Origin of the sequence: Bradyrhizobium zhanjiangense (assembly GCF_004114935.1) — a bacterium.
In the GTDB taxonomy this organism is placed as follows: Bacteria; Pseudomonadota; Alphaproteobacteria; order Rhizobiales; family Xanthobacteraceae; genus Bradyrhizobium; species Bradyrhizobium zhanjiangense.
The window spans coordinates 6949462-6975756 of sequence record NZ_CP022221.1 but is presented as its reverse complement, the minus strand read 5'-3'; the positions used below and the strand labels follow the sequence as shown (position 1 = coordinate 6975756).

Annotated in this window: 24 protein-coding genes and 1 tRNA gene; 11 read left to right on the top strand and 14 right to left on the bottom strand. The window is 65.0% G+C overall.

What is annotated here, in order from left to right; genetic code table 11:
* The first annotated feature begins 50 nt into the window (after positions 1 to 50).
* The 3 genes from XH85_RS45475 (at position 51) to XH85_RS33405 (ending at position 2800) form a co-directional block, all read left to right on the top strand.
* Positions 51 to 215, top strand: a complete 165-nt coding sequence (locus XH85_RS45475; RefSeq protein WP_164934634.1) for a hypothetical protein — start codon at positions 51 to 53, stop codon at positions 213 to 215.
* A 15-nt stretch (positions 216 to 230) separates the two neighbouring features.
* A complete protein-coding gene (locus tag XH85_RS33410; protein WP_128935281.1) occupies positions 231 to 1469 on the top strand; it encodes an MFS transporter in 1239 nt (412 codons plus the stop codon).
* A 161-nt stretch (positions 1470 to 1630) separates the two neighbouring features.
* Positions 1631 to 2800, top strand: coding sequence for an IS481 family transposase (locus XH85_RS33405; RefSeq protein ID WP_128937512.1), 1170 nt, complete (start codon positions 1631 to 1633; stop codon positions 2798 to 2800).
* A 141-nt stretch (positions 2801 to 2941) separates the two neighbouring features.
* Here the strand turns inward: XH85_RS33405 and XH85_RS33400 are convergent, their stop codons facing one another.
* Positions 2942 to 4717, bottom strand: coding sequence for an acyl-CoA dehydrogenase family protein (locus XH85_RS33400; RefSeq protein ID WP_128935280.1), 1776 nt, complete (start codon positions 4715 to 4717; stop codon positions 2942 to 2944).
* Positions 4718 to 4983: 266 nt separating this feature from the next.
* Here XH85_RS33400 and XH85_RS33395 point away from each other — a divergent pair.
* Positions 4984 to 5058: transfer RNA gene (locus XH85_RS33395), tRNA-Gln, on the top strand.
* Between the two features lie 415 nt (positions 5059 to 5473).
* Positions 5474 to 5851, top strand: coding sequence for a PRC-barrel domain-containing protein (locus XH85_RS33390; protein WP_128935279.1), 378 nt, complete (start codon positions 5474 to 5476; stop codon positions 5849 to 5851).
* A 218-nt stretch (positions 5852 to 6069) separates the two neighbouring features.
* Here XH85_RS33390 and XH85_RS33385 read toward each other — a convergent pair whose 3' ends face one another.
* Positions 6070 to 6957 (bottom strand): hypothetical protein, encoded by an 888-nt coding sequence (locus XH85_RS33385; RefSeq protein WP_128935278.1) that lies wholly within the window; start codon positions 6955 to 6957, stop codon positions 6070 to 6072.
* Positions 6958 to 7122: 165 nt separating this feature from the next.
* Here XH85_RS33385 and XH85_RS33380 point away from each other — a divergent pair, with 165 nt between their 5' ends.
* A complete protein-coding gene (locus XH85_RS33380) occupies positions 7123 to 8310 on the top strand; it encodes a CaiB/BaiF CoA transferase family protein (RefSeq protein ID WP_128935277.1) in 1188 nt (395 codons plus the stop codon).
* Between the two features lie 34 nt (positions 8311 to 8344).
* Here XH85_RS33380 and XH85_RS33375 read toward each other — a convergent pair whose 3' ends face one another.
* From XH85_RS33375 to XH85_RS33360, 4 genes are all read right to left on the bottom strand, one after another.
* On the bottom strand, positions 8345 to 9028 hold the full coding sequence (locus XH85_RS33375; RefSeq protein WP_128935276.1) for an SDR family NAD(P)-dependent oxidoreductase: 684 nt from the start codon (positions 9026 to 9028) through the stop codon (positions 8345 to 8347).
* 1 nt (position 9029) lies between these two features.
* Positions 9030 to 10223 (bottom strand): sialidase family protein, encoded by a 1194-nt coding sequence (locus XH85_RS33370; RefSeq protein ID WP_128935275.1) that lies wholly within the window; start codon positions 10221 to 10223, stop codon positions 9030 to 9032.
* Positions 10220 to 11656 carry a sodium:solute symporter family protein gene (locus XH85_RS33365; RefSeq protein ID WP_128935274.1) on the bottom strand — a complete coding sequence of 479 codons (1437 nt, stop codon included), beginning with the start codon at positions 11654 to 11656 and terminating at the stop codon, positions 10220 to 10222. Before XH85_RS33365 ends, XH85_RS33370 begins: the two co-directional genes overlap by 4 nt.
* Before the next feature lie 236 nt (positions 11657 to 11892).
* Complete coding sequence (locus XH85_RS33360) at positions 11893 to 12615, bottom strand: DUF72 domain-containing protein (RefSeq protein ID WP_128935273.1); 723 nt, start codon at positions 12613 to 12615, stop codon at positions 11893 to 11895.
* 87 nt (positions 12616 to 12702) lie between these two features.
* Between XH85_RS33360 and XH85_RS33355 the strand changes: the two genes are divergently transcribed.
* A complete protein-coding gene (locus XH85_RS33355) occupies positions 12703 to 12918 on the top strand; it encodes a hypothetical protein (protein ID WP_128935272.1) in 216 nt (71 codons plus the stop codon).
* Between the two features lie 253 nt (positions 12919 to 13171).
* Here XH85_RS33355 and XH85_RS33350 read toward each other — a convergent pair whose 3' ends face one another.
* The 4 genes from XH85_RS33350 to XH85_RS33330 all read right to left on the bottom strand — a co-directional run bounded on the left by XH85_RS33350 (position 13172) and on the right by XH85_RS33330 (position 18352).
* Positions 13172 to 14320: an amidohydrolase gene (locus XH85_RS33350; protein ID WP_128935271.1), complete on the bottom strand. Its 1149-nt coding sequence runs from the start codon at positions 14318 to 14320 to the stop codon at positions 13172 to 13174.
* Positions 14321 to 14612: 292 nt separating this feature from the next.
* Positions 14613 to 15701 carry a mandelate racemase/muconate lactonizing enzyme family protein gene (locus tag XH85_RS33340; RefSeq protein WP_128935270.1) on the bottom strand — a complete coding sequence of 363 codons (1089 nt, stop codon included), beginning with the start codon at positions 15699 to 15701 and terminating at the stop codon, positions 14613 to 14615.
* A gap of 74 nt (positions 15702 to 15775) precedes the next feature.
* The gene (locus XH85_RS33335; RefSeq protein WP_128935269.1) at positions 15776 to 16969 is read right to left on the bottom strand and encodes a M20/M25/M40 family metallo-hydrolase; all 1194 of its coding nucleotides are present in this window, start codon (positions 16967 to 16969) and stop codon (positions 15776 to 15778) included.
* Positions 16970 to 17104: 135 nt separating this feature from the next.
* On the bottom strand, positions 17105 to 18352 hold the full coding sequence (locus XH85_RS33330; RefSeq protein WP_128935268.1) for an MFS transporter: 1248 nt from the start codon (positions 18350 to 18352) through the stop codon (positions 17105 to 17107).
* 301 nt (positions 18353 to 18653) lie between these two features.
* On the opposite strand from XH85_RS33330, the gene XH85_RS33325 reads away from it, so the two are divergent.
* From XH85_RS33325 to XH85_RS33310, 4 genes are all read left to right on the top strand, one after another.
* Entirely contained in the window at positions 18654 to 20084 is a 1431-nt protein-coding gene (locus XH85_RS33325) for a TAXI family TRAP transporter solute-binding subunit (RefSeq protein WP_164940867.1), read from the top strand.
* Positions 20085 to 20240: 156 nt separating this feature from the next.
* On the top strand, positions 20241 to 20465 hold the full coding sequence (locus XH85_RS33320) for a DUF3606 domain-containing protein (protein ID WP_128935266.1): 225 nt from the start codon (positions 20241 to 20243) through the stop codon (positions 20463 to 20465).
* Positions 20466 to 20640: 175 nt separating this feature from the next.
* On the top strand, positions 20641 to 20820 hold the full coding sequence (locus tag XH85_RS33315; RefSeq protein WP_091893701.1) for a hypothetical protein: 180 nt from the start codon (positions 20641 to 20643) through the stop codon (positions 20818 to 20820).
* Positions 20821 to 21143: 323 nt separating this feature from the next.
* Positions 21144 to 23051, top strand: coding sequence for an outer membrane protein assembly factor BamB family protein (locus tag XH85_RS33310; RefSeq protein WP_128935265.1), 1908 nt, complete (start codon positions 21144 to 21146; stop codon positions 23049 to 23051).
* An 80-nt stretch (positions 23052 to 23131) separates the two neighbouring features.
* On the opposite strand, the gene XH85_RS33305 is transcribed toward XH85_RS33310, so the two are convergent.
* The 4 genes from XH85_RS33305 to XH85_RS33290 form a co-directional block, all read right to left on the bottom strand.
* Positions 23132 to 23524, bottom strand: coding sequence for an avidin/streptavidin family protein (locus XH85_RS33305; RefSeq protein WP_245473123.1), 393 nt, complete (start codon positions 23522 to 23524; stop codon positions 23132 to 23134).
* 10 nt (positions 23525 to 23534) lie between these two features.
* A complete protein-coding gene (locus tag XH85_RS33300; RefSeq protein WP_128935264.1) occupies positions 23535 to 25055 on the bottom strand; it encodes a CYTH and CHAD domain-containing protein in 1521 nt (506 codons plus the stop codon).
* A 159-nt stretch (positions 25056 to 25214) separates the two neighbouring features.
* Positions 25215 to 25457, bottom strand: a complete 243-nt coding sequence (locus XH85_RS47470; protein WP_276339323.1) for an HGGxSTG domain-containing protein — start codon at positions 25455 to 25457, stop codon at positions 25215 to 25217.
* A gap of 29 nt (positions 25458 to 25486) precedes the next feature.
* Positions 25487 to 26098 carry a hypothetical protein gene (locus XH85_RS33290; RefSeq protein ID WP_128935262.1) on the bottom strand — a complete coding sequence of 204 codons (612 nt, stop codon included), beginning with the start codon at positions 26096 to 26098 and terminating at the stop codon, positions 25487 to 25489.
* Positions 26099 to 26295: the final 197 nt, after the last annotated feature.

The following is a 26295-nucleotide window of genomic DNA, read 5'->3' as shown; positions in this document are numbered from 1 at the left end:
TTTGGCGTGACTCACGAAACGTCAGCCTACATCATCTTGCAGGCGTGCCAATGCGCTGGCTCAAGCTTTTCGATGCCGATCTTGTGACGCAGGTACATGGCGCCCGCCGCATCGGTGGGGTCTCGCTATTGCGCGTTGCAACAAATGGCTACAACGTTTCAATTGAAAAACCGCTGGTTGTGGGGCACGATCGCACATTGCACCGTTTGCTTTGACCGATTGCTCGATTGATGATTGCCAAAACTGGTGTCGACGAATCCTCGCTGCACTACCGCGGCTGGCGCGTGGTGCTGGCCTGCTTCCTGATGGCCTTCTTCATGTTCGGCTTCGGCCTCTACGGCCAAGGCGTCTATCTCGCCGAGCTGCAGCGCGCCCATGGCTGGCCGGGCACGCTGGTCTCCGCGGCCAGCACCTTCTCGTTCCTCCTGACCTCCGTCCTCGTCATCTTCACCGACGATCTGCTCGCCCGCATCGGATTGCGCGCGCTGATCCTGTGCGGCCTGTCGGCGCTCGGCGCTTCGACCGTGCTGCTGGCGCTGATGCAGACGCCCTGGCAGCTCTATCTGGCCTATGCGCTGATGTCGGTCGGCTGGACCGGCATGGGCACCGTGGTGATCGCGACCGTGCTGAACTCCTGGTTCGAGCGGCGCCGCGGGCTCGCGCTCAGCCTCGCCTTCAACGGTGCGACCTGCGGCGGCATCGTCCTCGTCCCGTTGCTGCTGTCGCTGACCGGCAGCATCGGCTTCCGTTCCGCGATGCTGGCGGTCACGTTCGCAATGGTGCTGCTGGTGCTGCCGGTGGTCGTGACGTTCATCGGTTGGCCCGCCGGGACCTCGCTGGCACCGGCCGGACGTCCGTCCGGTGGCGATGCGGCCGCACCCGGCCAGTCGCGCAAGGCGCTGCTCGCCAACGCGGCGTTCTGGACCATGGTGCTGCCGATCGCGATCGCGCTGCTGGCGCAGATGGGCTTCATCATCCATCAGGTGACGTTTCTCGAGCCGCTGATCGGGCGCGCCAGCGCGGGCCTCGCCGTCACTCTCATGGCGGCGATGGCGGTGATCGGCCGCCTGTCGCTCGGCCTGTTCGTCGACCGGCTCGATCCGCGGCTCGCCTGCGCGGCGTCGATGACGAGCCAGGCCGCGGCTCTCTTCGTGCTGCTCCAAAGCACGAGTCCGACCGTGCTGCTGGCCTGCTGCGCCGTCTACGGCTTCTCGATCGGCAACATGATCACGTTCCCGCCTCTGATCATCCAGCGCGAGATCGGCGCTTCTGCCTTCGCGGCCGCGATGGGGCTCGGCACCTCGATCAGCGGCATCGTCAGCGCCTTCGGCCCCGGCATCGTCGGCCTGGTGCGGAGCTTTACCGGCAATTACACGACGGCGTTCGCGCTGTGCGTGGTGCTCGATCTCGTCGCGGCGGCCGTCGTGCTGTGGCGGCCGGGGGGAAGGGCGGATGTCGCAGCTTCGTAGCCTGGAGCGCGGCGCAATCCGGTCGTGTGTGGTACGCTCGTCCCACACATTCGGTGTCATCGCCCGACTTGATGTTCAGCCCGGGGACATGACCGACGGGTGTTCGGGGACATAGCCGACACATCATAGTGCAGGGATTTGCGGTAAAGGAGGCCAAGTCCATGCCCTGGCGAGAGGTGTCGGTGATGGATCAGCGGCGGGAGTTCGTGCGGCTTGCGATGCAGGAGGGAGCGAACCGGCGGGAGCTCTGCCGGCGGTTCAATATCCATCCCGACACGGGCTACAAGTGGCTTGCACGATGGCAAGCGGATCAGAATGTCAACGACCGCTCGCGCCGACCGCATGCGAGCCCGGGACAGACCGATTGCGAGCTCGAGGCACGTATTCTCGCGGTGCGCGATGCCCATCCGGCATGGGGAGCTCGCAAGATAGCTCACTGCCTGGAGCGCAATGGTTTGCGTTCGCCAGCAGTCTCAACAGTTCATCAGATCTTGCGTCGGTCTGGCCGCATCAAGCCTCCGATCGGCGGCCCGATGGCAAGCCAGCGTTTCGAGATGCCGGCCCCCAATCTGTTGTGGCAGATGGACTTCAAAGGCTGGGTTCGGCTCGGCAATGATACCCAGTGCCATCCCCTGACGGTGGTGGATGACCACTCCCGCTATGATCTGTGTCTGCAGGCCTGTGCCGATCAACGCACAGATACCGTGCGCAGCCGCCTGGAGAAGACCTTTCGCCACTACGGGCTCCCGGAGGCCTTCTTCGTCGACAATGGTTCGCCCTGGGGTGATCCTTCCGGCGAGCGATGGACACGGTTCTCGGTGTGGCTGCTCAAGCTTGGCGTCGCCGTCATCCGCAGCCGCCCATATCACCCGCAAAGCCGCGGCAAGAATGAACGATTCCACCGCACCCTCGCGGCTGAGGTGTTCGCACTGCGACAGTTCCGCGATCTCGCAGAGACGCAGCGTGCCTTCGACGCCTGGCGGGAAGTCTACAACTTCGAACGGCCACACGAGGTGCTCGGACAACAGGTCCCGGCCAGTCGATATCGGCCCAGCCAGCGACCAATGCCCGATCGATTGCCACAGGTCGAATACGACAGCCATGAGATCGTGCGCCGCGTCTCCACGACCAAGGCCTATGTCAGCTTCAAGGGACGTCTGTGGAAAGTGCCACAGGCCTTCCGTGGCGAGCGCCTCGCCATCCGCCCCTCGGCAAACGATGCGCAATACGGGATCTTCTTTGCTGCCCACCAAATCGCTATCATCGACTTGGCGAGCGGAGAAAGTGTCGGCTATGTCCCCGAACACCCGTCGGTCATGTCCCCGGGCTGAACACTTGATCGGGTGATCCAGTACCCAGTGGCGTCAGTCGCTTATCGAGAAGCCGCGGCGTACTGGATTCCCCGCATTCGCGGGGAATGACAGCGGGGAGGAGGCGAGATCTCCCATCCCAAACGCGGCAGTGCTTCGCGCCTACAGCAGCACCGCATCCGCCGCCGCGACCGACTCCGCACTCTCCGTCACGGTGCGCTCGAGCGAAGGCGCCTGCACCGTGATGTTCTCGGCGAAGAAGCGGGCGAGCGAGACGTAGCGCGCGGCGTCCGTGGTGCCGTCGGCCTTGGCGGCGAGCGCCTCAGCAGCCAGCATGCAGCCGCCGAGCGTGCCGCCGAACTGCTGCAGATAGGGCGTAGCTCCCGCAAGCGCCTCGTTCGGCGCGGACGCAACGCGCTCCAACAGCCATTTGCTGGTGCGCGTCAGCGCTTCCAGCGCCTCGCGCAGCTTGGTGGCGGTGGTGCCGAAGGCAGGATCGTTGGAGGCCTCGACTTGGCTGACGATGGCCGAGAGCTCGTCGAGCAGCACCCACACCGCCGCGCCGCCATTGGCTGCGAGCTTGCGCGTGACGAGGTCGATCGCCTGGATGCCGTTGGTGCCTTCGTAGATCGCGGTGATGCGGGCATCGCGATAATGCTGCGCAGCGCCGGTCTCCTCGATGAAGCCCATGCCGCCATGCACCTGCACGCCGAGATAGGCGACCTCATTGCCGATGTCGGTGGAATAGCCCTTCGCGATCGGCGTCAGCAGCGCCGCGCGTGCGGCCGCATCGGCACGCACCTTCGCGTCCTTGGCGCGGGTGGAAACGTCGATCGCGACCGCGGTCGCATAGCAGATGGTGCGCGCCGCCGCGGTCTGCGCCCGCATCCGCATCAGCATGCGCTTGACGTCGGGATGGACGAAGATCGCATCCGAGCCGTCGCCTTTCTTGCCGACCGCGCGGCCCTGCTTGCGCTCTTGGGCGTAGGACAGCGCCTGCTGATAGGCGCGATCGGCGACGCCGACGCCCTCGAGGCCGACGCCGAGGCGGGCCTGGTTCATCATCGTGAACATGCAGCGCATGCCCTGATTCTCCTCGCCGATCAGGAAGCCGATGGCGCCGCCATGATCGCCCATGGTCATGGTGCATGTCGGCGAAGCATGCATGCCGAGCTTGTGCTCGACGCCGCTCGCATAGATGTCGTTGCGCTGCCCCAGCGAGCCGTCGGCATTGACCATGAATTTCGGCACGAGGAACAGCGAGATCCCCTTGGTGCCGGCGGGCGCGTCAGGCAGGCGCGCCAGCACGAAATGCACGATGTTGTCGGTCATGTCGTGCTCGCCATAGGTGATGAAAATCTTCGTCCCCTTGATGCGATAGGTGCCGTCGGCCTGCCGCTCGGCGCGGGTGCGCAGCGCGCCGACGTCGGAGCCGGCCTGCGCCTCGGTGAGTTGCATCGTGCCGGTCCATTCGCCGGAGACGAGCTTCTCGAGATAGATCTTTTTCAACTCGTCGCTGCCATGCGCCTCCAGCGCCTCGATCGCGGAGGCGGTCAGCAGCGGGCAGAGGCCGAAGGCGAGGTTGGCGGCGCTCCAGATCTCGGTGCAGGCGGCGTTGATCGCAAGTGGCAGGCCCTGGCCGCCAAAACCTTCCGGGCCAGAGACGGCGTTCCAGCCGCCCTCGGTCCAACGCTTGTAGGCGTCCGGCCAGCCCGGCGCGGTCGTGACCTTGCCCTCGCTCAGCTTGATGCCGTGCTCGTCGCCAACCTTGTTGAGCGGCGCCAGCACGTCGGATGCGAACTTGCCGGCTTCCTCCAGCACGGCTGCGGCAATGTCGGCGTCGAAATCGCCGTAATGGCCGGCCGCCACGGCGGCTTTGAGGCCCGCGCCGTGGTTGAGCGACAGCAGCATGTCAGAGATCGGCGGGCGGTAGGTCATGGCTCACTCCCGTGGACAAATATTGGCGCCGTATTCCCATGAAACGGGGGCAGTCTCAATGGCCGGGAGGCGGGCCGGCGCCGGTCGGCCGCAGGGCCATCGCCGCGCCTATAGTCTATAATATAGAGTGAGGAGGGGAGGGTCGTCGGCCCGTGTGGTATTTTGCCCTCCAGGCGGTTGAAATGCCGCGTCGCTCCCTATAGACCGGCAGCACCTGAGGGGAATCCGCGGTAGCCCGATCTTCCGTCGTTCCCTCAGTCACCTGTTGGGGCGTAGCCAAGCGGTAAGGCAGCGGATTTTGATTCCGCCATTCGGAGGTTCGATCCCTCCCGCCCCAGCCAGATTGCCCGCCCCGCCTGAGACCACTCCCGAAATCAGCTTGGCTGGGGAGCTGCCGGGTCTGGCGCGGCCTCGTCATGCAGTGAAGTCGCATCGGAGCGCGACCGGCCGTCCGGGTCTCAGCGCGATGCGCGCTGTCGCTCGAAAGTGTCGTGGCAGACCGACGAAGCCCGCGACGTGGAGCGTGCCTGCACCGTCCTCGTTGGGCGTCCTTTCGTAGCTTCTTTGTCGGCCTGTCGCCCCGGCTCTTGTCGCCAGATGTGTGTGCCTCCCCGGAGCGACCAGGGCTGGGTTGTCATAGTCGGTGTCAGCGACGACAGGTTGATGATCGGCGCTGCGACATGTTCTCCCAAGACAGGAACGCCCTCGGAGCGGCCGAGTTAGGCCGACAAAACCACTTGTGAAGGAGACAAGGTCATGGCCCGCGCAACAGCACATCCGAATCATCAATGCATCTCGAGCGAAGATATTCAGGGAACCAAGGTGTATGGTGCAGATGGAAAGAATATCGGTGAGGTTGATCACCTCATCATCGACAAGGTGTCAGGCCGCGTGGCTTATGCCGTCATGAGCTTCGGCGGATTTGTTGGCTTGGGTCACAGCCACTACCCCATTCCCTGGGGCGCTCTGACATTTGATACGTCGCTTGACGGTTTTCGAACCAACATCACCGAGCAACAGCTGAAGGATGCGCCCGAGTTCAGCGATGACTCCTGGCAGGATCGAGACTGGGAAACGCGAACTCACCGCTATTATGGGATGCCCACCTATTGGGAAGGGCGAGGTGGCCTATAGCGCCTGGCGGCGCGTCGGAAATTTCCAATCGTGAGTGCCAGCTGAATTGATCGGCCGGCCCTCATTGGATGCTGTCGGATTTGATCCTGCCGACTGACGCTAGAGCATGATCCGGACCCGAAGGGCCGCGTTAGTGCAAAGTGTGCAGCGGTTTTCCTCGCGACAAACGCCGAACGCGTTTGCGCGGAGATCATGCTCAAACGTTCAGCCAGCGCTCCCTATCCCTCATACTGGTCCGGCCCCATTGCCCAGGCCGCCTCGTCGTGCCCGTACGCATAATTCCGGTTGTTGATCGCCGGATTGCGATTGACCATCGGGCGCATGAACATCGGATGGGTGGCGCTGCGCACCTCGTGCTCGACGGTGAAGAGGTGCTTGCCGCTGTCGAGGTCGACGATGTCGCAGAACCGGTACTGGTATTGATTGTCCTCGCGGGAGATCAGGCCGCGCGCCAGCAGCTTGCGGTACGGGCCCGAGAAGTCGGTGATGTAAATCTGCACATGGTGGCCGTCATAGTCGCCCTGCGGCCGATCGGTCTCGCGGAACAGCAGGTGCTGGTCGCGGCCCGTCTTCACCGCGGCAACCTTGCCGTCGCCGTTCCGCAAGTCGGCGGGCATGCTCATGACTTCAGGATAGAACGCGCAGATGCCGGCCGCGGAGCCCACCGGCACGTCGAACTCGACATAGGGAATGCCGAGCGCGATGCGCCCGAAGCGCGCAGCGTCCGGCTCGTAGCAGCGCAGGCGGTTGCCCCACGGGCAGGTCGCCTCGACATGGTCGTTGCGCTCGGCGAAGGCGAAGGCCGTGCCCTCGAGCTTCTTCGCGACCGATGCGAGCCGCGCCAGCAGCGCCTCGCGGCCCGCGATGACCAGCCCGATATGGCCGCGCAGCACCTGCGGCCTGCCGCTCGGCAAATGAAACTGGCTTCGCCCGGCATTGATCCATATGTTGGTGTCGGACACCATCAGATAGGGATCGCGGGTCAGCCCGAGCCCCGTGACGTAGAACAGGGTCGCCAGGCGCTGATCCGGGACCTGCACGTTGACGTGCTCGAAATGGATCGCATTCCCGAGATCTTCGGCTGATCGATCGAATGGCTGCGGCATGGATGTGTGCTTCCGGCTGGGGGATCTAGGGACATACTAGAGCAGAATTTCCGTCCGCCGAAACTGGTCGCCGTTCACATCTCGCGGGCTGGGCATCATGTCCATTGCCGCCTTGCTGCAGCGTGCAGTCCCTGTAATCTGGCGAAAACATTGGGGAAGGGATCGATGGGAGGAGTTCTGGACGGCGTCCGCGTTCTCGATTTCGGGCGCTATATCGCAGGTCCCTATTGCGCGACCTTGCTGGCCGAATTCGGCGCCGAGGTCATTCGCGTCGAAAAGCGCGACGGCAGCGAGGATCGCTTCGTGGCGCCGGTGGGCGAAGATGGCGAAGGCGCGCTGTTTCTCCAGGTCAACCGCAACAAGAAGTGCATCACGCTCGATCCGATGAAGGCGGAGGGGCAGGAGGTGATGCGCCGCCTGGTTGCCACCGCGGACGTGGTCGTCGCCAATCTGCCGCCGCAGACCCTGCGCGCGATGAAGCTCGACTACGAATCCTTGAAGGCGGTCAAGCCCGACATCATCCTGACCACGGCGACCGCGTTCGGCGGGCCGGGGCCCTGGTCCGACCGCGTCGGCTTCGACGGCGTCGGCCAGGTCATGTCGGGGTCGGTGTACATGACGGGCGCGGGCGATCCGCCGTATCGGGCCGCGGTGAACTGGGTCGATTTCGGCACGGCGCTGCACTGCGCTTTCGGAACGCTCGCCGCGCTGATCGAGCGCGGCAAATCCGGGCGCGGGCAGGTCGTCGAGGGCGCATTGCTCGCAACCGCCTTGTCCTTCACCAATGCCACGCTGATCGAGCAGGCGGTCATCAACGTCAACCGCGTGCCGACAGGCAATCTCGGCCAGACCGCGGCTCCAGCCGACATCTACCGCACCAAAGACGGTTGGGTGCTGTGCCAGGTCACCGGTCATCCGCTGTTCAAGCGCTGGGCGAGGCTGATGGGCGAGGAGGAACAGTGGCTGAACGATCCGCGCTTTGCCGACGACATCAGCCGCGGCAACAACGGCCCCATCATCAGCGAGCGCATGGCGCGCTGGTGCGCCGAGCACACCACGCAGGAGGCGGTCGACACGCTGGGACGTGCGATGATTCCGACAGGACCTGTCCTCAGCCCGCAACAGGCGCTGGACCATCCGCACATCCGTGCCGCCGGCTTCATGCAGGACGTCGATTATCCCGGCCTGCCGAAGCCCGCACCGGTCGCTCGCGCTGCCGTGCGGCTGTCGGAGACGCCGGGCGACATCGCAACGCGTCCGCCGACGCTCGGCGAGCACACCGATCTCGTCCTGACTGAGCTCGGCTACGACGAGGCCGCGATCGCGGCGCTCCGGCAGGGCGGCATCATCTAGCTATCACGGTGCAAGCTCCGGGATGGCGGAGCATTCAAAGCGAGCTGCCGCCGCAGATGACCAGCTGCTGTCCGGTGATGGCGGCGGCTTCCGCCGAGAGCAGGAAGGCGACTGCGCCGGCAACTTCCTCGGGGCGGATGTAACGGCCGATTGGCGGCAGTTTTGGTGCAACATCAGCGCGCGAGGGATCCTTCAACATCGGCGTCTCGGTCGCAGCCGGCGCAACCACGTTGACCGTGACGCCGCGCGGCGCGAGCTCGATTGCCCAGGACCGGGCCAGCGCGATCAGCGCCGCCTTCGTCGCGGCATATTGCCCGCGGCCGGACGCACCCGATGCGGTGCGGCTGCCGATGAAGACGATGCGCCCTCCTTTCGGCAGGCGCGGTGCCAGCGCGTTGGCGAGGCGCTCGGCGGCGTCGACATGCAGCCGCCACATCGCCGCTCCCGCCTCGTGGTCGAGCGATCCGAGGTGACCGACCCTCAGCATGCCGGCGGCATGAACCAGTGCGGTCGGCGCGATGCCCGCGACGGCGTCCGCGATGGCCCCGACGTCGGCAAAGTCGAGCGACACATGATCGAAGGCCGGATGCTCGAACAGTCCGGCCCGCCGGCTGATCCCGGTGACGCGCCAACCGTCGCGCAGCAGCCGCTCGACGATCGCAGCGCCGATCCCCGAGCTGGCGCCGGTGACGAGGGCGTGAGGCCTCATGTGCACCATCTCAGCCCTGGGCGGCGCGCGTCACCCATGGTTCGGTCACGCGCACATATTTGATGGCGCGGCGGTGGAAGGTGAACGCCATGTGGAGCGCGCCGTCGGCGGTCTGCTTGACGGTCGGGTAGGATAGCTCGCGATTGCTTTGCTCGCGCGAATTGTTGGTCATGCAATAGCCGTCGCCGGTCTCGACGTTGCGCCTGGTCCAGCTCCGTCCACCGTCGGCCGAGACCGCCAGCGTCATCGGTGCCCGCGGCGCGCCCCAGAATGCGGTGCGACCGTTCGCCGTGCTGCCGTCGGCGGCAAGAACCGGTGGCAGATCATCTTCGATTTCGTCATAGAGCGAGAGCCGACGCCCGGTTGCGTCATTGGCGCTCGAGTCGTTGAACACGAGTGCGAGATGGCCGTTCACGAGCCGCGTAAACTGGATAGATGCGTTGTTGTTGGGAAGCGCGGTCGCAACCGGCGCTGACCAGGTGCGGCCGTGATCCGCGGACCTGCTCTGATAGATGTTGTCGGCCCAGCGGCTGCGATACAGCGCGAGCAGCGAGCCGTCGTCGAGGCGCGCGATGCACATATGCACGCAGCCGCGGCTGCCGGGGACGTCGACATCCCGCCAGGTCGCGCCGGCGTCCGACGAGATCTTCACCGCGCTGGTGTCCTCGTCGCCGTTCCATTTCCGGCCTGGCGTGCTGTGGCAATAGAACACGGGCAGTAGCCAGTCGCTATTGTCGAGCACGACGACCGGCTGGCGGATGAAGGTGCCGCGGCCGCGCTGCTCCGGGAACAGCGTCTCGATCGGGCCCCAGCTCTTGCCATTGTCACGCGAGAGACGGCGGCGGATCAGCGCGGTGTCCTGGTTTCCGGCGAGCTGAGCCGTCCACATCAGCCACAGCGTGCCGTCGGGAGCGGGAAACAGCACCGGGTTCTGCTCCGAACGTCCCTTGTCATCGGAGAGCTTTTCGGCCGGCGACCACTGTGTCGCGCCACGGGGGAGGCGTGAAAAGTAGATGGAGATATCCGACATGCCCTCCTGCGTGCCGCCGAACCAGACGCAAGCCAGATCGCCGCCCGCGAGCGGCATAAGATTGGCGGCGTGGTTCTGCACGCAAGGCGAGGGAATGAAGGCGTCGAACCGCTCGGGATCATCGGCCACCGGGCGGACGACCCCATCGGCGACGATCTCCATGTCGGCGATCATGTCGAAGTCCTTTCCAACAGGGCGTTTGGTTGCGCCGCCTGCGGCGTCGCCGGGGCGGTGGGCGAGCGGCCCAGCACCAGGCGCTCGATCGCCATCACGATCAACGGCGTCACGGCGGCGACGTACATGTTGTCGATGCCGAACGGATTGCCCAGCAGGTACCAGACCGTGGTTGACACCGCCGCGCCGATCAACCCGGCCGTGGCGCCGCGGTTGCTGGCAAACAGCGGCAGATAGAAGCCCATCATCGCCACCATCGTGATCGACAGCCGCAGTGCGCGCGTGAAGAACGACAGCTTGAGGATCTCCGGAACGAAGAAGACGAAGACCAGCGGCACGATGCCGATCAGCACCGAGAACACGCGGGTCATCTTCAGCTCGCGCTCCGGCGTCGGCTTCCAGTAGGGAACGTAGAAGTCGCGCACCACGAGCGAGGCGATCGCGAGCGCCACCGTGCAGACGCTGACGAAGATCGAGGCGACGAGCGAGGTGGTCACGAAGGCCGAGGCCAGCGGCGGCATCTTCTCGAGGAACACCGGCAGGGCGTAGAGGCTGTTCATATCAGGATAGAGGAATTTCGCGGCGACCCCGATCAGTGCGAGAAGGATGCCGAGCGGCAGGCAGAACGCGGCGGCATAGAAGGTCGCCTTGCGGGCGTCGTCGGCGCTCGGCGTCGAGGAGATCGCCTGGACAATGAACTGCGTCGAAAAGATCGCGCCGACCGTGCCGAAGGTCCAGGCGAAGATGGTCGCAAAGCCGATCTTGCCGTCCCAGCTGAAATAGTACACCGGCAGCTTGGCCCGCATCGGCGCAATCCCGCCGGTCAGCGACATCGCCACCGCAAAGATGATGAGGATGCCGACGACCTTGATGGCGCTGTGCAGGATCGTCACCCAGGCGACGCCCTTCAAGCCGCCGAACACGTAGTAGAAGGTGCTCACGACGGCGATGACGCACATCGCGACAGGCAGGCTGACATGCAGCGCGGTGGCGATCGCGGCCGCCCCGCTGACGTAGTTGCCGACATTCACCAGCAGCAGGGCGTAGATCATGATCACCGATACCGTGAGCATGGTCGACTTGCCGTATTTCTGCGCAATCGCGGCCGAGATGGTGTATTCGCCGGAATTGTAGAGCTTCTTCACCATCAACAGCCCGAACAGCAAGAAGCCGATCGAGGCGCCGAGCACGGCCCAGCCTGCCGCGATGCCCGACTGGAACGCCTCCTGCGCCGTGCCGACGGTCGACTTGGCGCCAACGAATTCGGACATCATCAGCACGCCGACGACGACGGCCGGCATTGCGCGCGCGCCAGTCATGAACTGGTCGCTGGTTCGGCTGCGCAGTTTCAGCGTGAGCCAGGACGTGAAGGCGATATAGGCGACGATCATCGTGATGATGAGCGTGCTCTCGCCGTTGAGGATGGCTTGCATCGTTGACGTTTCCTCTGGTGACGGACGCGGTGTTGTGAGCCCGCTCTGGTCCAAGCAAAAATGTTCGGAATGCGAACAATTGTTGTCAATGGCTATTAGACCTCTCAAGACGCCGTGCGTCAAGCGCACGGGCGCGCCGCGAGGCGCGGAACGCGCGGGGCAGCGGGTGTCCGTTCCCTTCGTCCACGGCGGGAATCAAGAGGTCGAGCTATGCGGGGCGAGCCGGCGTCCGCCTGCTACAGCAATTGCTTCAACGCCCGTGCATCGGCCGGTGCCGCGCTCTTCTGGTCGTTGTCGAAATAGACATAGACGTCGCAGCCCTGCCGCTTCCACGATTTGATCCGCCGCGCCCATTGCGTCAGCATGGCTTTGGTGTAGTGCCCGTGATAGCGCCCGCTCGGGCCGTGTCCGCGCACATAGACGAAATCCGCCGTGCGCTTCCATGGTGCCGGCGCATCGTGATGATCGGACAGGCACAGCGAGATGTTCTCGTCGGCCAGCATTCGCAGAATGCGCGGCTGATACCAGCTCGGATGACGGAATTCGAAGCTGTAGCGCCGCCTCCGCGACAACAGCTTGAAGAAGGCGGCGAGGCGGTCGGCGTCCGCCTCGAATTGCGGCGGGAGCTGGAACAGGATCGGGCCGGCCTTGCGGCCCAGCCGTGAGATGCGATCCTCCAGCAGCTCGAGGCTGTTGACGGAGCGGCCCGACAGGCGCTTCCAGTGCGTGATGAATTTCGACGCCTTCCAGGCGAAGACGAAATCGCGGCCGGTCTGCTCCCGCCACCCTTTCACCGCTTCCGGCGTCGGCGTGCGGTAGAACACGCCGTTCAGCTCGGTGGTGTCGAACTGTCCGGCGTAGTAGCGCAGCTGCTCCTTCAGCGTCACGCCCTCGGGAAAGAACGGGCCTCGCCAGGAGGCGTAATGCCAGCCGGAGGTGCCGATCAGAACGCGCGCCATCTTTTACGTGCCATTCGTTGCAATTTGCCGGAAGGGAACGTCCGTGCGGCCGATACGTTGCTCTTGATCAACGCAGGACCGGAACCGATGTACGCGCTGTTCGAAGGCAACAAGCAGATCGGCAGTCCCTTTCCGACCGAGAAAGAGGTGTGGGAAGCCGCCTTGATCGAGGGATTGGTGACCGACGTCCCGGTCGCCGACGAGGAAGGTGGCCGGATTCTGCCGGCCGGCTATCACGTCAAGCGGGTGGACGAGGTTTGCGAGCCGCGGCCGGATTGGAAGCTGCCGCGCGAGATTTCCTGAACGGGCCTAGAGCGAGCTGGCTTCAGGTTGAATCACTTGAAGCGCCGCCGGCTCCGTAAACCTCTCCCGCTTGCGGGAGAGGCGTGGCCGCCTTCGGCGGTCGTCATCTCAAAAGACGCCGAGGCAGAGCCTCGGCTACGGCGAAGCGCCGGGTGAGGGCTGTTTCCTCATCGGAAGTGTCCCATTGGGGAGACACCCTCTCCCCAGCCCTCTCCCGCAAGCGGGAGAGGGAGAAACTCAATCTCATTGCGCTCTAGTTCGACGCCAGCGCCGTCTTGGCGACCTCGGCCATCCAGCTCGATGCGACCGGGAGGATCGCGTCGTTGAAATCATAGCGCGGGCCGTGCAGCTCCGCGCCGTCGCGCAAGTCCCCGTTGCCGATCCAGACGAAGGCGCCCGGACGCTGCTGGAGGTAGAACGCAAAATCCTCACCGGCCATGCTGGGTGCGAGGTCGCGCCGCACCGGAGCCTGCACCTTCTCTGCGGCGATGCGGGCGAGGCCCGCTTCCGCCGGCGTGTTGATCACCACGCCGACACCCATGACGATCTCGGGTGTGACCTTGACGCCAAAGCTGGTCGCGATGCCAGCGCAGCTGCGCTCGATCCCGTCGAGGATGGTGTCCTTGACCGCGTCGCGGTGATACCGCAGCGTGCCGCGGATCGTGACGCGTCCGGCGATCTGGTTCGGCGCGGTGCCGCCTTCGATCGTGCACAGCGAGAGCACGGCAGTGTCGAGCGGATCGACGCCGCGCGCCACGATCGATTGCAGCGCCACGATCAGATGGCCGGCCGCCATCACCGGATCGCGCGTCAGATGCGGCATGCCGGCATGCCCGGCATGGCCCTCGATGGTGATGGTGATGCGCCCGCCGGAGGCCATGACGACGCCGTCATGGACCGCGATGCTGCCGGCGGCAAGGCCCGGCCAGTTGTGAAAGCCGAACACCCGTTCCATCGGAAAGCGGTCGAACAGCCCGGCCGCGACCATCGCGCGGGAGCCGCCAAAGCCTTCCTCGGCCGGCTGGAAGATGAAATCGACCGTGCCGCTCCAATCGGTGTCGGCGGCGAGCAGCGCCGCCGCGCCGAGCAGCGAGGCGGTGTGTCCGTCATGGCCGCAGGCATGCATCACGCCTGGCGTTGTCGAGGCGTAGGGCAGGCCGGTGTCCTCGGTGATCGGCAGCGCATCCATGTCGGCGCGCAGGCCGACGCGCCTCTGCGCATGCCCGCGCACCAAGGTCGCGACGATGCCGTGCCCGCCGATGCCTGAGACGAAGGGAATGCCGAGCTCGGTGAGCCGGTCCTGCACGAAAGCGGCGGTGGCCTTCTCCTGGAGGGACAATTCGGGATGCGCATGCAGGTGCTGGCGCCACGCGGTCAGTTTCTGGTGCAGCTCGGGTGTCAAGATAGAAGCTCTTGGGTGATGTCGGTTGCGGCTATCATATCGAAGTCTGCGACCTGTGCATCCAGCAGACGAGAATAGCACGCGTGCAGCAACGATCAGTCTGATGACGGCCGATGAGCCCAATCTTGCCGCGGCCCCACTTACCTCTCCCGCTTGCGGGAGAGGTCGGCGCGTAGCGCCGGGTGAGGGTTCTTTCGCCTCGGAGATTGTCCCGTTGCGGAGATACCCTCTCCCCAACCCTCTCCCGCAAGCGGGAGAGGGAGCGCACCTCGTTCGCGGCCACGATTGAACGCTACCCCGCCAGCTTCGCCAGCCCGTTCCAGTCAAAACCGATGCCGTGGCCGGGCCGGTCCGGCGCCAGCGCCATGCCGTCCTTCAGCACCAGCGGGTGCTCGATATATTTGTCCAGCCCGAAACCATGCGCCTCCAGATAGGAGCGGTTCGGGCAGGCCGCGAGCAGATGCACGGTGATGTCGTGCGCACCGTGGCTGGTGACCGGCAGGTTGAAGGCTTCGGCCAGCCGCGCGATCTTCATGAACGCACTCACGCCGCCGCAATTGGTGACGTCGGGTTCGGGATAGGACACCGCGCCACTGGCGATGTAGTTCTTGAACTCCCACAGCGAACGCAGATTCTCGCCGGCCGCGATCGGCACGCCACCGGCCTGCATGATCCGCGCGTGGCCTGCGACGTCATCGGGAATGATCGGCTCCTCGAGCCAGGTGAGGTCATAAGGAACGAAAGCGCGGGCGGCACGGATGGCCTCCTCGACGGTCCATTTCATGTTGGCATCCGCCATCAGCGGAAAACCATCGCCGAGATGCTGCCGCATTGCGGAGACGCGCGCGACGTCGGATTTCAGGTCGGGCCGGCCGACCTTCATCTTGATGGCGCGAAATCCTTTGGCGAGATTGCCGTCGGTCTGCTTGAGCAGCGCGTCGACGGAGAGATCGAGGTCGATGCCGCCGGCATAGCACGGCACGGCCGCGTCAAAACCGCCGAGCAGGCGGAACAGCGGCAGCTTGGCGCGCCGCGCCTTCAGGTCCCACAGCGCGATGTCGAGCGCGGACAGCGCCAGCACCACCGGCCCGCCGCGGCCGCCATAATGCAGCGCCCACCAGAGGTGATGCCAGATCGCTTCGGTGTCGTCGGCCTCGCGTCCCTCGATCAGTACGGGGATCTCGCGCTTGAGGATGTTGGCGACGGCGCCGCCATTGCGCCCGACGGTGTAGGTGTAGCCGACGCCCTCGGCGCCGTCGGCATCACGGATGCGGCAGGTGATCAGCTCGAACGCGGCGATCTCGCCATGGGTGGAGTCGGAGAGCGTGATGGGGAGGGGGATCCGGTAGAGTCCGGTCTCGGTCGTTGCGATGCGCGCCATGGTTCCTTCCTGCGTTTTCTTTGCAGGCTAGGACGGTGCGCACCGGCGGGCAAGCGCGCACCGTGCAGGGCGGGTCACCGCATCGTCGCGAGCTGAAGCGCCAGCGCGCAGGCGCGGTCATATTCGTCGAGATTGATCCATTCGTCGATCGTGTGCGCCTCGTTCTGCCCTGCGCCGAAGGTCACGGTCGGAATGCCGTGGCGGACCATCCAGTTGGCATCCAGGCCGCCATTGGCGGCGCGGACGTTCGGAGTTCCACCTACGGCAGAGACCGCCGCGATCGCGCGTTGGACCACGGGCAGGCTCTCCTTCATGCGGAATGGATAATAGTCGGTCTGCGCCTTGAACTTGACCTTGCCGGATTTGCCTTGCGCGTTGGTGACTTTCTTGGCGGCCTTCTCGAACGCGGCCTTGTAGGCCTTGGTGATCTCCTTGAAGAACTTCCCGTCATGGCTGCGGCATTCGCCGCGCACATGCACGTAGTCGGTGACGACATTGGTGGCATCGCCCGCCGGGCGGCCCTCGCCGCCGGTGACGGGGCCGACATTGCTGGTGCCTTGCTGCTTGCCCTTCACCACCTTGCCGAACCAGCCGCCCGCCTTCACCTCGGCGAGCGCCAGCGCCATGATCATGGTCGCGGAGATGCCGCGCTCCGGCGCCACGCCGGCATGCGAGGCGCGGCCGAAGATCTCGACGGTCCAGCGGTCGGCGCCGACCGCGCCGACGACGACGTTGGAGGCCGAGCCGCCGTCATAGTTGAAGGCCATCACCGGCGCGCCGAGCTCGTCGAGCTTGACGTGGCGCGCGCCATAGAGCCCGCTCTCCTCGCGCACGCAGAACAAGAGCGTGATCGGCGGATGATCGAGCTTCTGCTTTTCGAGCTCCGCGGCCAGCGTCACCAGCACGCCGCAGCCGCAGCGATTGTCGCCGCCGAGCGCGGTCTTGGCCTCGTTGACGATCTTGCGCCCCGATTTCTTAGGTCTGGCGCCGGCGCAGAGCGGCACGGTGTCCATGTGGGTCATGAACATGATGCGCGGCTGGTTGTGCAGCGCGCCGCGGCCGGGCAGGTCGACGATGAGGTTGCCGGTCTCGGTCGGCACGGGAATGCGCGTGTTGGCATCGTCGAGCCGGATCGCCTTCGCCGGCACGCCACTCTCCTTCAGCGCGGCCGTGAGCTCTCGCCCGATCGCCGCCTCCTGTCCCGTCACGCCCTCGACGGAGAGGAAGCGCATGAGGCGGTCGGTGGCGGCCTTGGTGTCGACGGGCATGAGTGATTCCTTTGGCAGGCGGGGCGCGTCATCCTAGAGCATGATCCGGAAAAGTGTGCAGCGGTTTTCCGAAAAGATCATGCTCAAACAAATAACCTACAGCGCGATGACGATTCATTCTGATCTCATCGCGCTTTATGGACTTGGCGAGGTGTAAGCCAAGAAGATCAGCACACCGAATGCCAGCATGGCAGCCATGAACAGCAGCACCGCCGGCAGCCCGGCGAGTGCCGCCACCGCACCGGTGACCGACTGCATCAAGGCCGCGCCGAGAAAGAACGCGAGGTTCACGGCCGCGAGCGCCTTGCCCGCGGTTTGCGCATCGACTAGCTGCCGGGACATGCCGAACAGCAGCGGCTGCGCGGAGGTCGCAAGGCCAATGAGCACGAACAGCACGAGGTCGTATTGCGGCGGCATCATCGGCATGCCGAACAGCACGGAGACCGCGTAATGCGGCGCCCCCAACGCCATCAGCGCCAGGAGCAGCGCCCCGACCATATGCGAGGCCGCCACCAGCGCGCGGCGGCGGCCCAGCCTGCGGTCGATCATGCCGATGCAGAGAGGGCCGGCGATCATCGCCAGCGTGAACGCGCCGAGCTGGTTGCCGGCCTCGACCCGCGACAGGTCCTTGACCTGCATCAGCCACGGCCCGCCCCACAGGCCGCGCAGCACCAGCGAGCTCGCGAGCGACACCAGCGCCAGCGCGATCAGGCCGCGCAAGGGCCGTGACAGTCCGAGCCGGAGCACCTCGATCATCTGCGATAGCGGCGAGGAATCGTCCTTGTGCTCGGCCGCCTGGTGCGGCACCAGCGCGAACACGGCGAGCGCCACCGCGATGCCGCCAGCTGCGGAGATCCAGAACCCGGCGCGCCAGCCCCAAGTGTCGACCACGAAGGCGAGCGGGCTCGACGACAGCAGCATGCCGATATTGCCGATTGAGAGGATCGCGCCCGACCATAGCCCGAAGCGGCCGGCCGACAATTGCTTGGCGGCAAGAGTCATCGGGCACATCAGCATGCCCGAGGTGGCAACGCCGAGCAGCACCTGCCCGACCGCAAAGCTCGCAGGCCCGGTCGCAAACCCCGACGCGATGGCGCCGATCACGGTTCCCGCGAGCAGGCTGAGCGCCACCGGCCGCACACCGAAGCGATCCATCGCCGCGCCGACCGGAATCTGTGCCGCGGCAAAGGCGAAGGGATAGACCGAGGTGAGGCTGGCCAGCGCCTGCGGCTCGATATGGAAATCCGCCGCCATCAGGTCGAGGCTGACCGCCGGAATGGTGCGCAGCAGGGTCGAGAGCATGTGCCCGCAGGCCAGCGCGAGCAGCGCAAAGATCAGGGCGCGGGTGCCATCTCCCGCGTCTTTCGTGGCAGCGGTCGTCATGGGCGTCCCGTCCCGAGAAGATTTCGGATCGGCGTACATGATCGCGGGGCGGGCGCCAATGGCGGCAGCGGGACCCCCTCATTCCGGAATGTGGCTTCTCTGGATCACCGCGCGAATGACCAGGTGCAGGCAGCCGGCCATCAGCATGACGCTTGCCGAGTGCCGGCCGTCACGACGGCGCGCTTGGCAGGCGTTCAGGCCTCGGACGGTTGTGAACCAGGACGGCCGCCAAGACGTTATGCTCGGGAAAACGTGGTATCCTGCCAAGCGGGAGGCGCCTCGATCTGCGGCGGCAGCGGCAATGTCCTCGTCCGAGAGTCCAAGTCAGACGACCAGTGACGCGGCCCGCCGAGAGCGGAGAAGGAGCAATTCCTTACTGTTGGTCCTCGCCGTTGGATTTCTTGTTTTTGGCGCCGCAGCGGGTGCACTCTATTATGCGTTGCGGCCGGACGTTCTCAGGATCGCCGTTGGACCGCCGGGCAGCGACGACCACAAAGTCATTCAGGCGATGGCCGATGCCTTCGGCAGCGAAAGCCGAACGATCAGGCTGGCTCCGATCAAAACCGAAGGGGCGGTGGAGTCTCTCGCCCTGCTTGGGGCCGGCAAGGCGGACCTTGCCGTCGGCCGGGGCGATCTGGAAATGCCCGCCGCGGCGCAGACCGTCGCCGTCTTGCGCAAGAACTTCGTTGTGCTGTGGGCGCCGTCTGGACTTGCCGGCAAGAGTTCGAAAAGAAAGGGCCCGCCGAAAATCAAGGAGGTCGCCGATCTCGCAGGGCGCCGTGTCGGCGTGATCGGGCGGACCGCGGCGAACGCCGCGTTGCTGCGCGTCATCCTGAGCGCCGCCGGAGTGCAGGCGGACAAGGTCGCGGTGACGCACTTTGGCACTGAGCAGATCCAGGAGCTGGCACGCGATCACACCCTCGACGCATTCATGGCGGTCGGGCCGCTCGACAGCAAAATTACAGCGGAGGCCGTCGTCGCAACGGCGCGGGCACGCGGCGAGCCGAAGTTTCTCGCCATCGAGACATCGGAAGCGATCGCCCTGAAGCATCCCCGCTATGAATCCGAGGAGATTCCGCCCAGCGTCTTCAATGCGGATCCAGCTTGGCCGGATGACAAAGTCGAGACGGTCAGCGTCAGCCATCTCATCGTGGCGAGAAAGACCTTGTCCGAAACGACGGTCGCCGCCTTTTTCCGGCAGCTCTTTGCCGTTCGCCAGACGATCGCGCGGCTGGCCCCCGGCGCTGCACACATCACCAAGCCGGACCTCGAGAAGGACACCGAGCTGCAGGTCCATCGGGGAGCGGCGGCCGTCATTGACGGCAATGAACGCACCTTCCTCGACCGGTATGGCGATTACTTCTGGTTCGGGCTCCTGCTTCTCTCCGGAATCGGCTCGGCCGGCGCTTGGTTGCGCCGCTATTTGAACCGCGACGAAAGGGAGGACAATACCAGCCATCGCAAGAGAATCCTGGCCATGGTGTCCAGCGCGCGGACCGCGGAATCCAATCAGGAGCTTCTGGCCCTGCAGCGTGAGGCCGACGCCATCATCGCTGAAACGCTCGAGTGCTACGATGACGGCGCTATCGAGGGGGAGGAGCTGGCGGCATTTGAGCTGGTGCTCGACCTCTTGAGCAACGCCATTGCCGAGAGGCGAGCCGCGTTGCAACGCGCCACCCTCGAAACCGTTCGCGGCGCGGTAGCGGGCCATGGCGCTACGCCGCGCGGATAAGGTCGGCCATCTCAACCTGTCGTAGCTGGCTCCGCGGTGCCCGCGACGGCTGCCATCGCCGCCTCGCCGTACTCATCGCCGTTCGGGACCTTCGGTCGGCGGACGATAGGAACAAAAAAGACATCGTCGCTCTTACCTCGGTCAGGAGATCTACTCATGCTGTCCTCAAGACCGCCACGGCCCATTCGCACAACGCTCGATCTTACGAACGCAGTGCAGGTCAAGTCCGTACGCAGGCGGCTTCGCATCTCCAATACCGATCTGGTCAGGATCGTCGACAAGATCGGCAACTCTCTAACGGCCATAGAGAAGGAAGTGGAGATCGAGAAGCTGACCGTTCAGCAGTGTAATGCCAAGGATACGCCCACGACCCTCGAATAAATTCAAGTCATCAAGTCGAAGAGGAGAATTGCGATGAACGGCCTGATTTACCTCATAGGGCTTGTCGTTGTGATCGCGGCCATTCTTTCGTCTTTGGCTTGCGATGACCGTCTCGGTCCTGCAGGCTGACGCACCGGCGATCCGGTGACGTCATTCGCAATTTCGCGTGCAGAAAATGGATGATCCGCACCAGGTGAATACCATCATCGCCACGACGGTTTGCGCGTTCTTCAAGGGACATCCTGACGTCCAAATCGGAACCGAAGAAGCCAAGCTGCTGGCCAAGCAGATCACTGAAGCGCTGAACGAGGCTGGGCTGCAGATTGCTGCCGTCAATGAGATCACGCCGCGCTAGCGCGGACATCAATCCGCCTAAAGTCCCGATGAATCCGCCGAAATTGGCTCTCTGCGGACCCTCACCCTTCCTGCCAACGTCCCGTTTGCGCCCGAGAACCGCCGTTTCGGGTACTTCCCGAAGCGCCTACGAGGCAGACGCCGCGGCAAGCGGATAAGCCGCGGCGCGGGCGGCCCGTCACAGGACCGTATCGGGAGATGACCGCCTCCGGTAATCCTGGATCGCTCAAGCTCGCTTCGGTTGTTCATTCGTGGTACGCGTTGACGACCGCGCGCTGATCTTCTGTTGCCGAAGCACGCTTCAATTATGCGAGGGAGGCGAGAATGACGGGTACGGCCAGGCGCCGCTCTGGATGCACGCTCTCCGCACGCCTCCTGCTTGGAGTGGGCATATTGCTCACTGGCGTGCTTCCGGATCATGCGGAGGAGGCGCTAAACTCGCGTGGCGAGGCGCTCTACCGCACGCGCTGCGCATCGTGCCACGAGGGTGGCGTGGCACGCGCGCCTGACGCCAACGCGCTGCGGCAATTCAGGCCTGAGCGGATGAGCTTTGCCTTGATGTTCGGCATGATGAGCCAGCAGGGGCGCGACCTGAGCCAACGCGAAATTCAGGCCATCGTTCGCTATCTCGTCGGGACAGCGCCGGAGCAGCAGCAACCACTGCCGGATTCCACGTGCGGTGAGCGGGGCCCCGCGCTGGCGGACGCTTCGTTGCCGCGCTGGAACGGCTGGGGCGTCGACATCGCTCAACACCGGTTTCAACCCGCTGCCATGGCCCAGCTTTCGCCGGACGATGTTCCGCGCCTGAAGCTCAAATGGGCGTTCGGCTTTCCCGGCGATACCAGAGCCTACGCGCAGCCGACGGTTTGGGGCGGCCGGGTCTTCGTGGGCAGTGCGGGCGGCAAGGTCTATGCGCTGGATGCCAGACTTGGCTGCCAGCGCTGGGTGTTCGACGCCGGCTTCGGCGTACGCACCGCGATCACCATCGGCGAGGATGAGCGGGGCACGACCGCCTATTTCGGCGATCAACGCGGTGAGACTTATGCGCTCGATGCCGAGAGCGGAAAGCTGCTGTGGAGGCGACGTATCGATGCGCATGCGGGGGCCGTGATCACGGGCGCGCCGACATTGGTCAATAATGTGCTTTATGTGCCAGTCTCCTCCGTCGAAGAGGTATTGGCGATCGACCCACGCTATTCTTGCTGCACCTTCCGCGGTCTGATCGCCGCGCTCGACGCCAGGACCGGCGAGGTGCTGTGGCGCGGCTATGTCAGCCCGCCGGCCCAGCCAATCCGCCTCAACGAGATCGGCGTCCAACTCTTCGGACCCTCTGGCGGCGCCATCTGGTCGTCGCCGACCGTCGACCTCAAGACAAGTCGGATCTACGCGACGACGGGCGACAGTTATCTGGACCCGGCTTCCACGACCTCCGACGCGTTTGTGGCCTTCGATCTGGGCACCGGACGGCTCGCCTGGTCGCGGCAGCTGACCGAGGGTGATGCCTACAACGTCGCGTGCAGCAGCCAGTATCGCGCTAACTGCCCCGGCACCAAGGGTCCCGATTTCGATTTCGGCTCCTCTCCGATGCTGGTCGATCTACCTGACGGACGTCGTGCGCTCATTGCCGGCCAGAAATCCGGCATGGTGTACGCGCTCGATCCGGACCGCGATGGAGCCATCATCTGGCAGCGCCGGGTGGGGCTCGGCAGCACGCTCGGCGGCGTGCAATGGGGCTCGGCTGCGGATGATGCGAACGTCTATGTCGCGGTGTCGGATGTCGGCATGAAGGCCGTACCGCCGGCCGCCGCCGGCGCGCAGAAATCGGTCTTCGGGCTACCCATGAAGCTCGATCCAAGTCAGGGCGGCGGGCTGTATGCGATGAACCAGGCGACGGGCGAGATCGTCTGGCACACGGCACATCCGGGCTGCGGAGATCGGCCGGGATGCAGCCCTGCGCAGTCGGCTGCGGTAACCGCCATTCCTGGTGTTGTGTTCTCCGGCGGACTGGACGGCCACCTGCGGGCCTATGCCGCCAAGAGCGGCGAGATCATCTGGGACGTCGACACCATGCGGGACTATGCGACCGTAAACGGCGTGTCGGCGCATGGCGGCTCGCTCGATGGACCGGGACCGGTGATCGCCGGGGGCATCCTCTACGTCAACTCGGGCTACACCAATTATGGTACGGCGCCCGGAAACGTGCTGCTCGCCTTCACCGTGGACGGACAGTAGGCGGGGAGTTTTCGCGCAACGCGGTTGGAATTCACGAGAAAGTCCGCTGTGCGCCGTAAGCAGAGCGAAGCGGACACGATTTATGATGGGCCGTAGCTCCGTTCGAACGTATCGACGTTCGTGGTCACGGCGCGCCACCAATTCACCGGTTTCAGCTTCGCCGGCTCGCCCTCCCTGGACGCGCTCAGCGCCTGGTCTGCGACCACGAACCAGGCGGTCTCCATCTTTCCGTGACGCAGCAGTCCGGTATAGGAGACGGCCCGGTCGCCCGTCGCAGACGAGCCCACCGCGACAAAGGCGATGCAATTGCCCCTGTGAAACCCGGTGACCGGCACCGCTTGCCCGTAAAAGCCGCTGTCTTCGAGCGCGGTCTCGAAATTCCCCGCTATGCGGCCGTTCGCATCGTCAGTGATGCGCAAGATGGAGCCGAATTGATTTCGCCAATTGCCGACCCAAGCCACATCGGATCCCATGTCGGTTCTCCTACGCTCGTCCATTCGGCGCCGCGCGCAGCCGGCGCAACCGATGCAGCTCCTTTGCTGCGTCCTTCATCAGGCCGTCCGCGGCCTTGCGTTCCGCACCGACGATGAAGCCCGCTGCGAAAGCCTGGGCGCGGCGGTGCGCAGGCGGCGCCGTCAATGCGGCCTCCGTCGCCAGCTCGCGATGCGCCATGAAGTCGTTCAGCGATCCCAGCGCGGATTGAATCTGCTTCAGCCGGTCGGACAGGGCTGCGAGCTCGTTCTGGTCGCCATCGCTGTAGAGGCTCTCGAAGAAATCCACGGCGTAACGAATCTTCTTGATCTTGATCCGCAGCTTGTGACGCTGCATCGGATCGAGATCGTTCAGTCGATTGCCCTGCTTGCGCGCCTTCCGGATCCGCCGATCGAGAATCTCCGCAGCGTAGGCAGCGATCGCGCCATCGTCATCGGTGTGAGGCCGTCTGCCTTCGATCCACTCGATCACGTCGATCAGCAGGCGGCGGTAACGCCCCGACATCACCGCCTCGCGTGCGCGCTCGAATGCCGCCTGTCGTTGCCCGGAGAACCTCTTGCGGATCGCGCGGGCGCCGCGTCGCGGCACGTCCTGCTCGGTGATCGGCCGGATGCTCTCGTTCAGGAACACGTCGATTTCACGCGCAGGCGCCAGTTCGCCCGTGAGCCATTTCAGCTCGGCCTTGATCCGCGCAGTGCTCGCGCGCGGCAAGATATCGGCGAACAGCGAGATAGCCGCCCGCAGGCGCCGCAGGCCGACGCGCATCTGATGGACTCCTTCGGCGTCCATGTCACGCACCGGATCGGCATTCGCCGTGACGTGACGCAGCGTCGAATGCGCGATGATCCGGAAGGCCTCGCGCGGCGACAGCCCAGCCTTCAGCGCGATCGGCTCGGCGCGCTGCGCGCCGCCGCCACTGCCCGCGACGAGCAGATAACCTCGCTCGGCCTTCGAGCGCAGATCGAGCTCTGCCCCAGTTCTGCGCTCGACATCGCGGGCAAGGCGGAACAGGTCTGCAACATGGCCGGACTTCAGTTCCAGCTCCAGCTCGGCAACCGGCCGCGAATGGCGTCCGGCGCTGATGCGACCGCGGTCGACCGCAAGTTCAATCTGGCTCTTCCTGACGCGTCGCGCCTGCGCCATGCGATGAATGTCGGTCCGGAAGACCGGCTTTAGCTTGCGAGGGAGCTTTCGGGTCGCAAGCTCCTGGAGCGGCGTATGCCTCGTCTTGCTCAGGTCGGGGTTTGCACCGGAAACCTCGTGCTCCCATTCGCCCCGCGTCACGCTGCCCGCGCCGCCGGCTTTCACGGTCTGCACGTAGCGGCCCTCGATCTTGCGGACGCGCAACGTCACGCCATGGCGTTTGAGCTTATGCTTGGTCGTATCGTAGTAGGTCGACGCGAGCGACTGTTCGCACTGATCGCCGCGCCGCCCGCTCAAACGGCCCTTCCGCAACACTGACGATAAGTTTCGCGGCGCAATGCGGAATTTCAGTTCCGTTTCGGAGGTCATGGAGAATTCTTCCATTTGTCGAATTCAAAGCGATGCCAGTGCGGGAAGTTCCGACGCCGCGATGCAATGGCTCACAGACGGACCGTATGGGAACATATGGACCGTTGATGGATCATTGAGTTGTCGAATTCCTGAGAATCGCTACCGCCCCTCCGTGGGTTAGCCCGACTTCAGCTCGGCCAGCAGCTTCCTTGTCTCGCCCAGCAACTCCCGGATCGCCCGCTGCTCCGCGAGTCCGTCTTGCGCGAACGCGCCATGCTTCCGCGCATTCTGATTTCCCCTCGGTGCGCCTGATCTCCGTGCGCCGCCGTGCATGCGGCAACGGGCCTTTCCTTGCCTCGCCGGCGCGCGGCAGACGGTACCGCTGCGTGTCCGTGCGCCGCAGCGTGGGCTCGACTGCATGGCATCTGTATTGCGGATGTGATCGCGGCTCATGCGCTGGCGCCGTTCTCTGCATTCGCAGTCTTATCCGTCGCGCTTGCCTCCGCCACGATCACGTTCGCGTGCTGCGTGACGTTGCCCACGATTGCGCTGCCGCCGTCCTGCACCGACACATTCTGCACCGTGATGGCGCGCTCGCCATTGCTGCGGTGGCGGCTAAGGGCCTCGATCTGGGCTGCAAAAGTGCGGGCCAGCCGGGTCAATGCGCGGGTGACGCCTTCCTGCTGCTGCAGATGGTCGGTGAAGGCGAGGCGGCAGGCGGAGCGCATCGCCGCGACGTGGACGGACACCATCTGCGCCACCAGCATGGCCTCGACCGAATCCCTGGGTGCGATGCTCTTCATCATCGAGATCATGAAGGCGAGGTTGGCCTCATTTGGCTTCTGCTCGATCACGCTGGCCTTGAGCAATTGCTGGAGGATGCCGTGCAGCGCGTCGCGATCGACGGCGCCGAGCGCCTCAGCCAGCAGCCGCTCGCCGGCTTGCGAGTCGGGATGTTGGATCTCCAGGCGCCGCCGGGTGAGCTTGATCCGGGGCGTCGGTCCGCTCCGATCCGTTGTCGCGATCGGTAACGGGCCGGTGCGATGGGGAGTTGACGTCATGTCCTAAGGTCCTTTGCGGGCGCGAGCGCTTGCGGCGCGAAGCCGGTCGCGCGCGTGCCGCGCGGTGATTGCGATTTTCAGATGTCGATGAAGGGCTTACGTGCAACCAGGTCGAGCCGCGCAGGGCTGAAATGGCCTGGGCGCTCACGGCTATTGCGATCATGCCATTATGCCGGTGTTTTGCCCGACGTGTCAAT

What these genes read in the sequence shown, in the direction of transcription:
- XH85_RS45475 (WP_164934634.1), top strand. Translation starts at nt 51, where the DNA reads ATGCGCTGGCTCAAGCTTTTCGATGCCGATCTTGTGACGCAGGTACAT.
- XH85_RS33410 (WP_128935281.1), top strand. Translation starts at nt 231, where the DNA reads ATGATTGCCAAAACTGGTGTCGACGAATCCTCGCTGCACTACCGCGGC.
- XH85_RS33405 (WP_128937512.1), top strand. Translation starts at nt 1,631, where the DNA reads ATGCCCTGGCGAGAGGTGTCGGTGATGGATCAGCGGCGGGAGTTCGTG.
- XH85_RS33400 (WP_128935280.1), bottom strand. Translation starts at nt 4,717, where the DNA reads ATGACCTACCGCCCGCCGATCTCTGACATGCTGCTGTCGCTCAACCAC.
- XH85_RS33390 (WP_128935279.1), top strand. Translation starts at nt 5,474, where the DNA reads ATGGCCCGCGCAACAGCACATCCGAATCATCAATGCATCTCGAGCGAA.
- XH85_RS33385 (WP_128935278.1), bottom strand. Translation starts at nt 6,957, where the DNA reads ATGCCGCAGCCATTCGATCGATCAGCCGAAGATCTCGGGAATGCGATC.
- XH85_RS33380 (WP_128935277.1), top strand. Translation starts at nt 7,123, where the DNA reads ATGGGAGGAGTTCTGGACGGCGTCCGCGTTCTCGATTTCGGGCGCTAT.
- XH85_RS33375 (WP_128935276.1), bottom strand. Translation starts at nt 9,028, where the DNA reads ATGGTGCACATGAGGCCTCACGCCCTCGTCACCGGCGCCAGCTCGGGG.
- XH85_RS33370 (WP_128935275.1), bottom strand. Translation starts at nt 10,223, where the DNA reads ATGATCGCCGACATGGAGATCGTCGCCGATGGGGTCGTCCGCCCGGTG.
- XH85_RS33365 (WP_128935274.1), bottom strand. Translation starts at nt 11,656, where the DNA reads ATGCAAGCCATCCTCAACGGCGAGAGCACGCTCATCATCACGATGATC.
- XH85_RS33360 (WP_128935273.1), bottom strand. Translation starts at nt 12,615, where the DNA reads ATGGCGCGCGTTCTGATCGGCACCTCCGGCTGGCATTACGCCTCCTGG.
- XH85_RS33355 (WP_128935272.1), top strand. Translation starts at nt 12,703, where the DNA reads ATGTACGCGCTGTTCGAAGGCAACAAGCAGATCGGCAGTCCCTTTCCG.
- XH85_RS33340 (WP_128935270.1), bottom strand. Translation starts at nt 15,701, where the DNA reads ATGGCGCGCATCGCAACGACCGAGACCGGACTCTACCGGATCCCCCTC.
- XH85_RS33335 (WP_128935269.1), bottom strand. Translation starts at nt 16,969, where the DNA reads ATGCCCGTCGACACCAAGGCCGCCACCGACCGCCTCATGCGCTTCCTC.
- XH85_RS33330 (WP_128935268.1), bottom strand. Translation starts at nt 18,352, where the DNA reads ATGACGACCGCTGCCACGAAAGACGCGGGAGATGGCACCCGCGCCCTG.
- XH85_RS33325 (WP_164940867.1), top strand. Translation starts at nt 18,654, where the DNA reads ATGTCCTCGTCCGAGAGTCCAAGTCAGACGACCAGTGACGCGGCCCGC.
- XH85_RS33320 (WP_128935266.1), top strand. Translation starts at nt 20,241, where the DNA reads ATGCTGTCCTCAAGACCGCCACGGCCCATTCGCACAACGCTCGATCTT.
- XH85_RS33315 (WP_091893701.1), top strand. Translation starts at nt 20,641, where the DNA reads ATGGATGATCCGCACCAGGTGAATACCATCATCGCCACGACGGTTTGC.
- XH85_RS33310 (WP_128935265.1), top strand. Translation starts at nt 21,144, where the DNA reads ATGACGGGTACGGCCAGGCGCCGCTCTGGATGCACGCTCTCCGCACGC.
- XH85_RS33305 (WP_245473123.1), bottom strand. Translation starts at nt 23,524, where the DNA reads ATGGGATCCGATGTGGCTTGGGTCGGCAATTGGCGAAATCAATTCGGC.
- XH85_RS33300 (WP_128935264.1), bottom strand. Translation starts at nt 25,055, where the DNA reads ATGACCTCCGAAACGGAACTGAAATTCCGCATTGCGCCGCGAAACTTA.
- XH85_RS47470 (WP_276339323.1), bottom strand. Translation starts at nt 25,457, where the DNA reads ATGCAGTCGAGCCCACGCTGCGGCGCACGGACACGCAGCGGTACCGTC.
- XH85_RS33290 (WP_128935262.1), bottom strand. Translation starts at nt 26,098, where the DNA reads ATGACGTCAACTCCCCATCGCACCGGCCCGTTACCGATCGCGACAACG.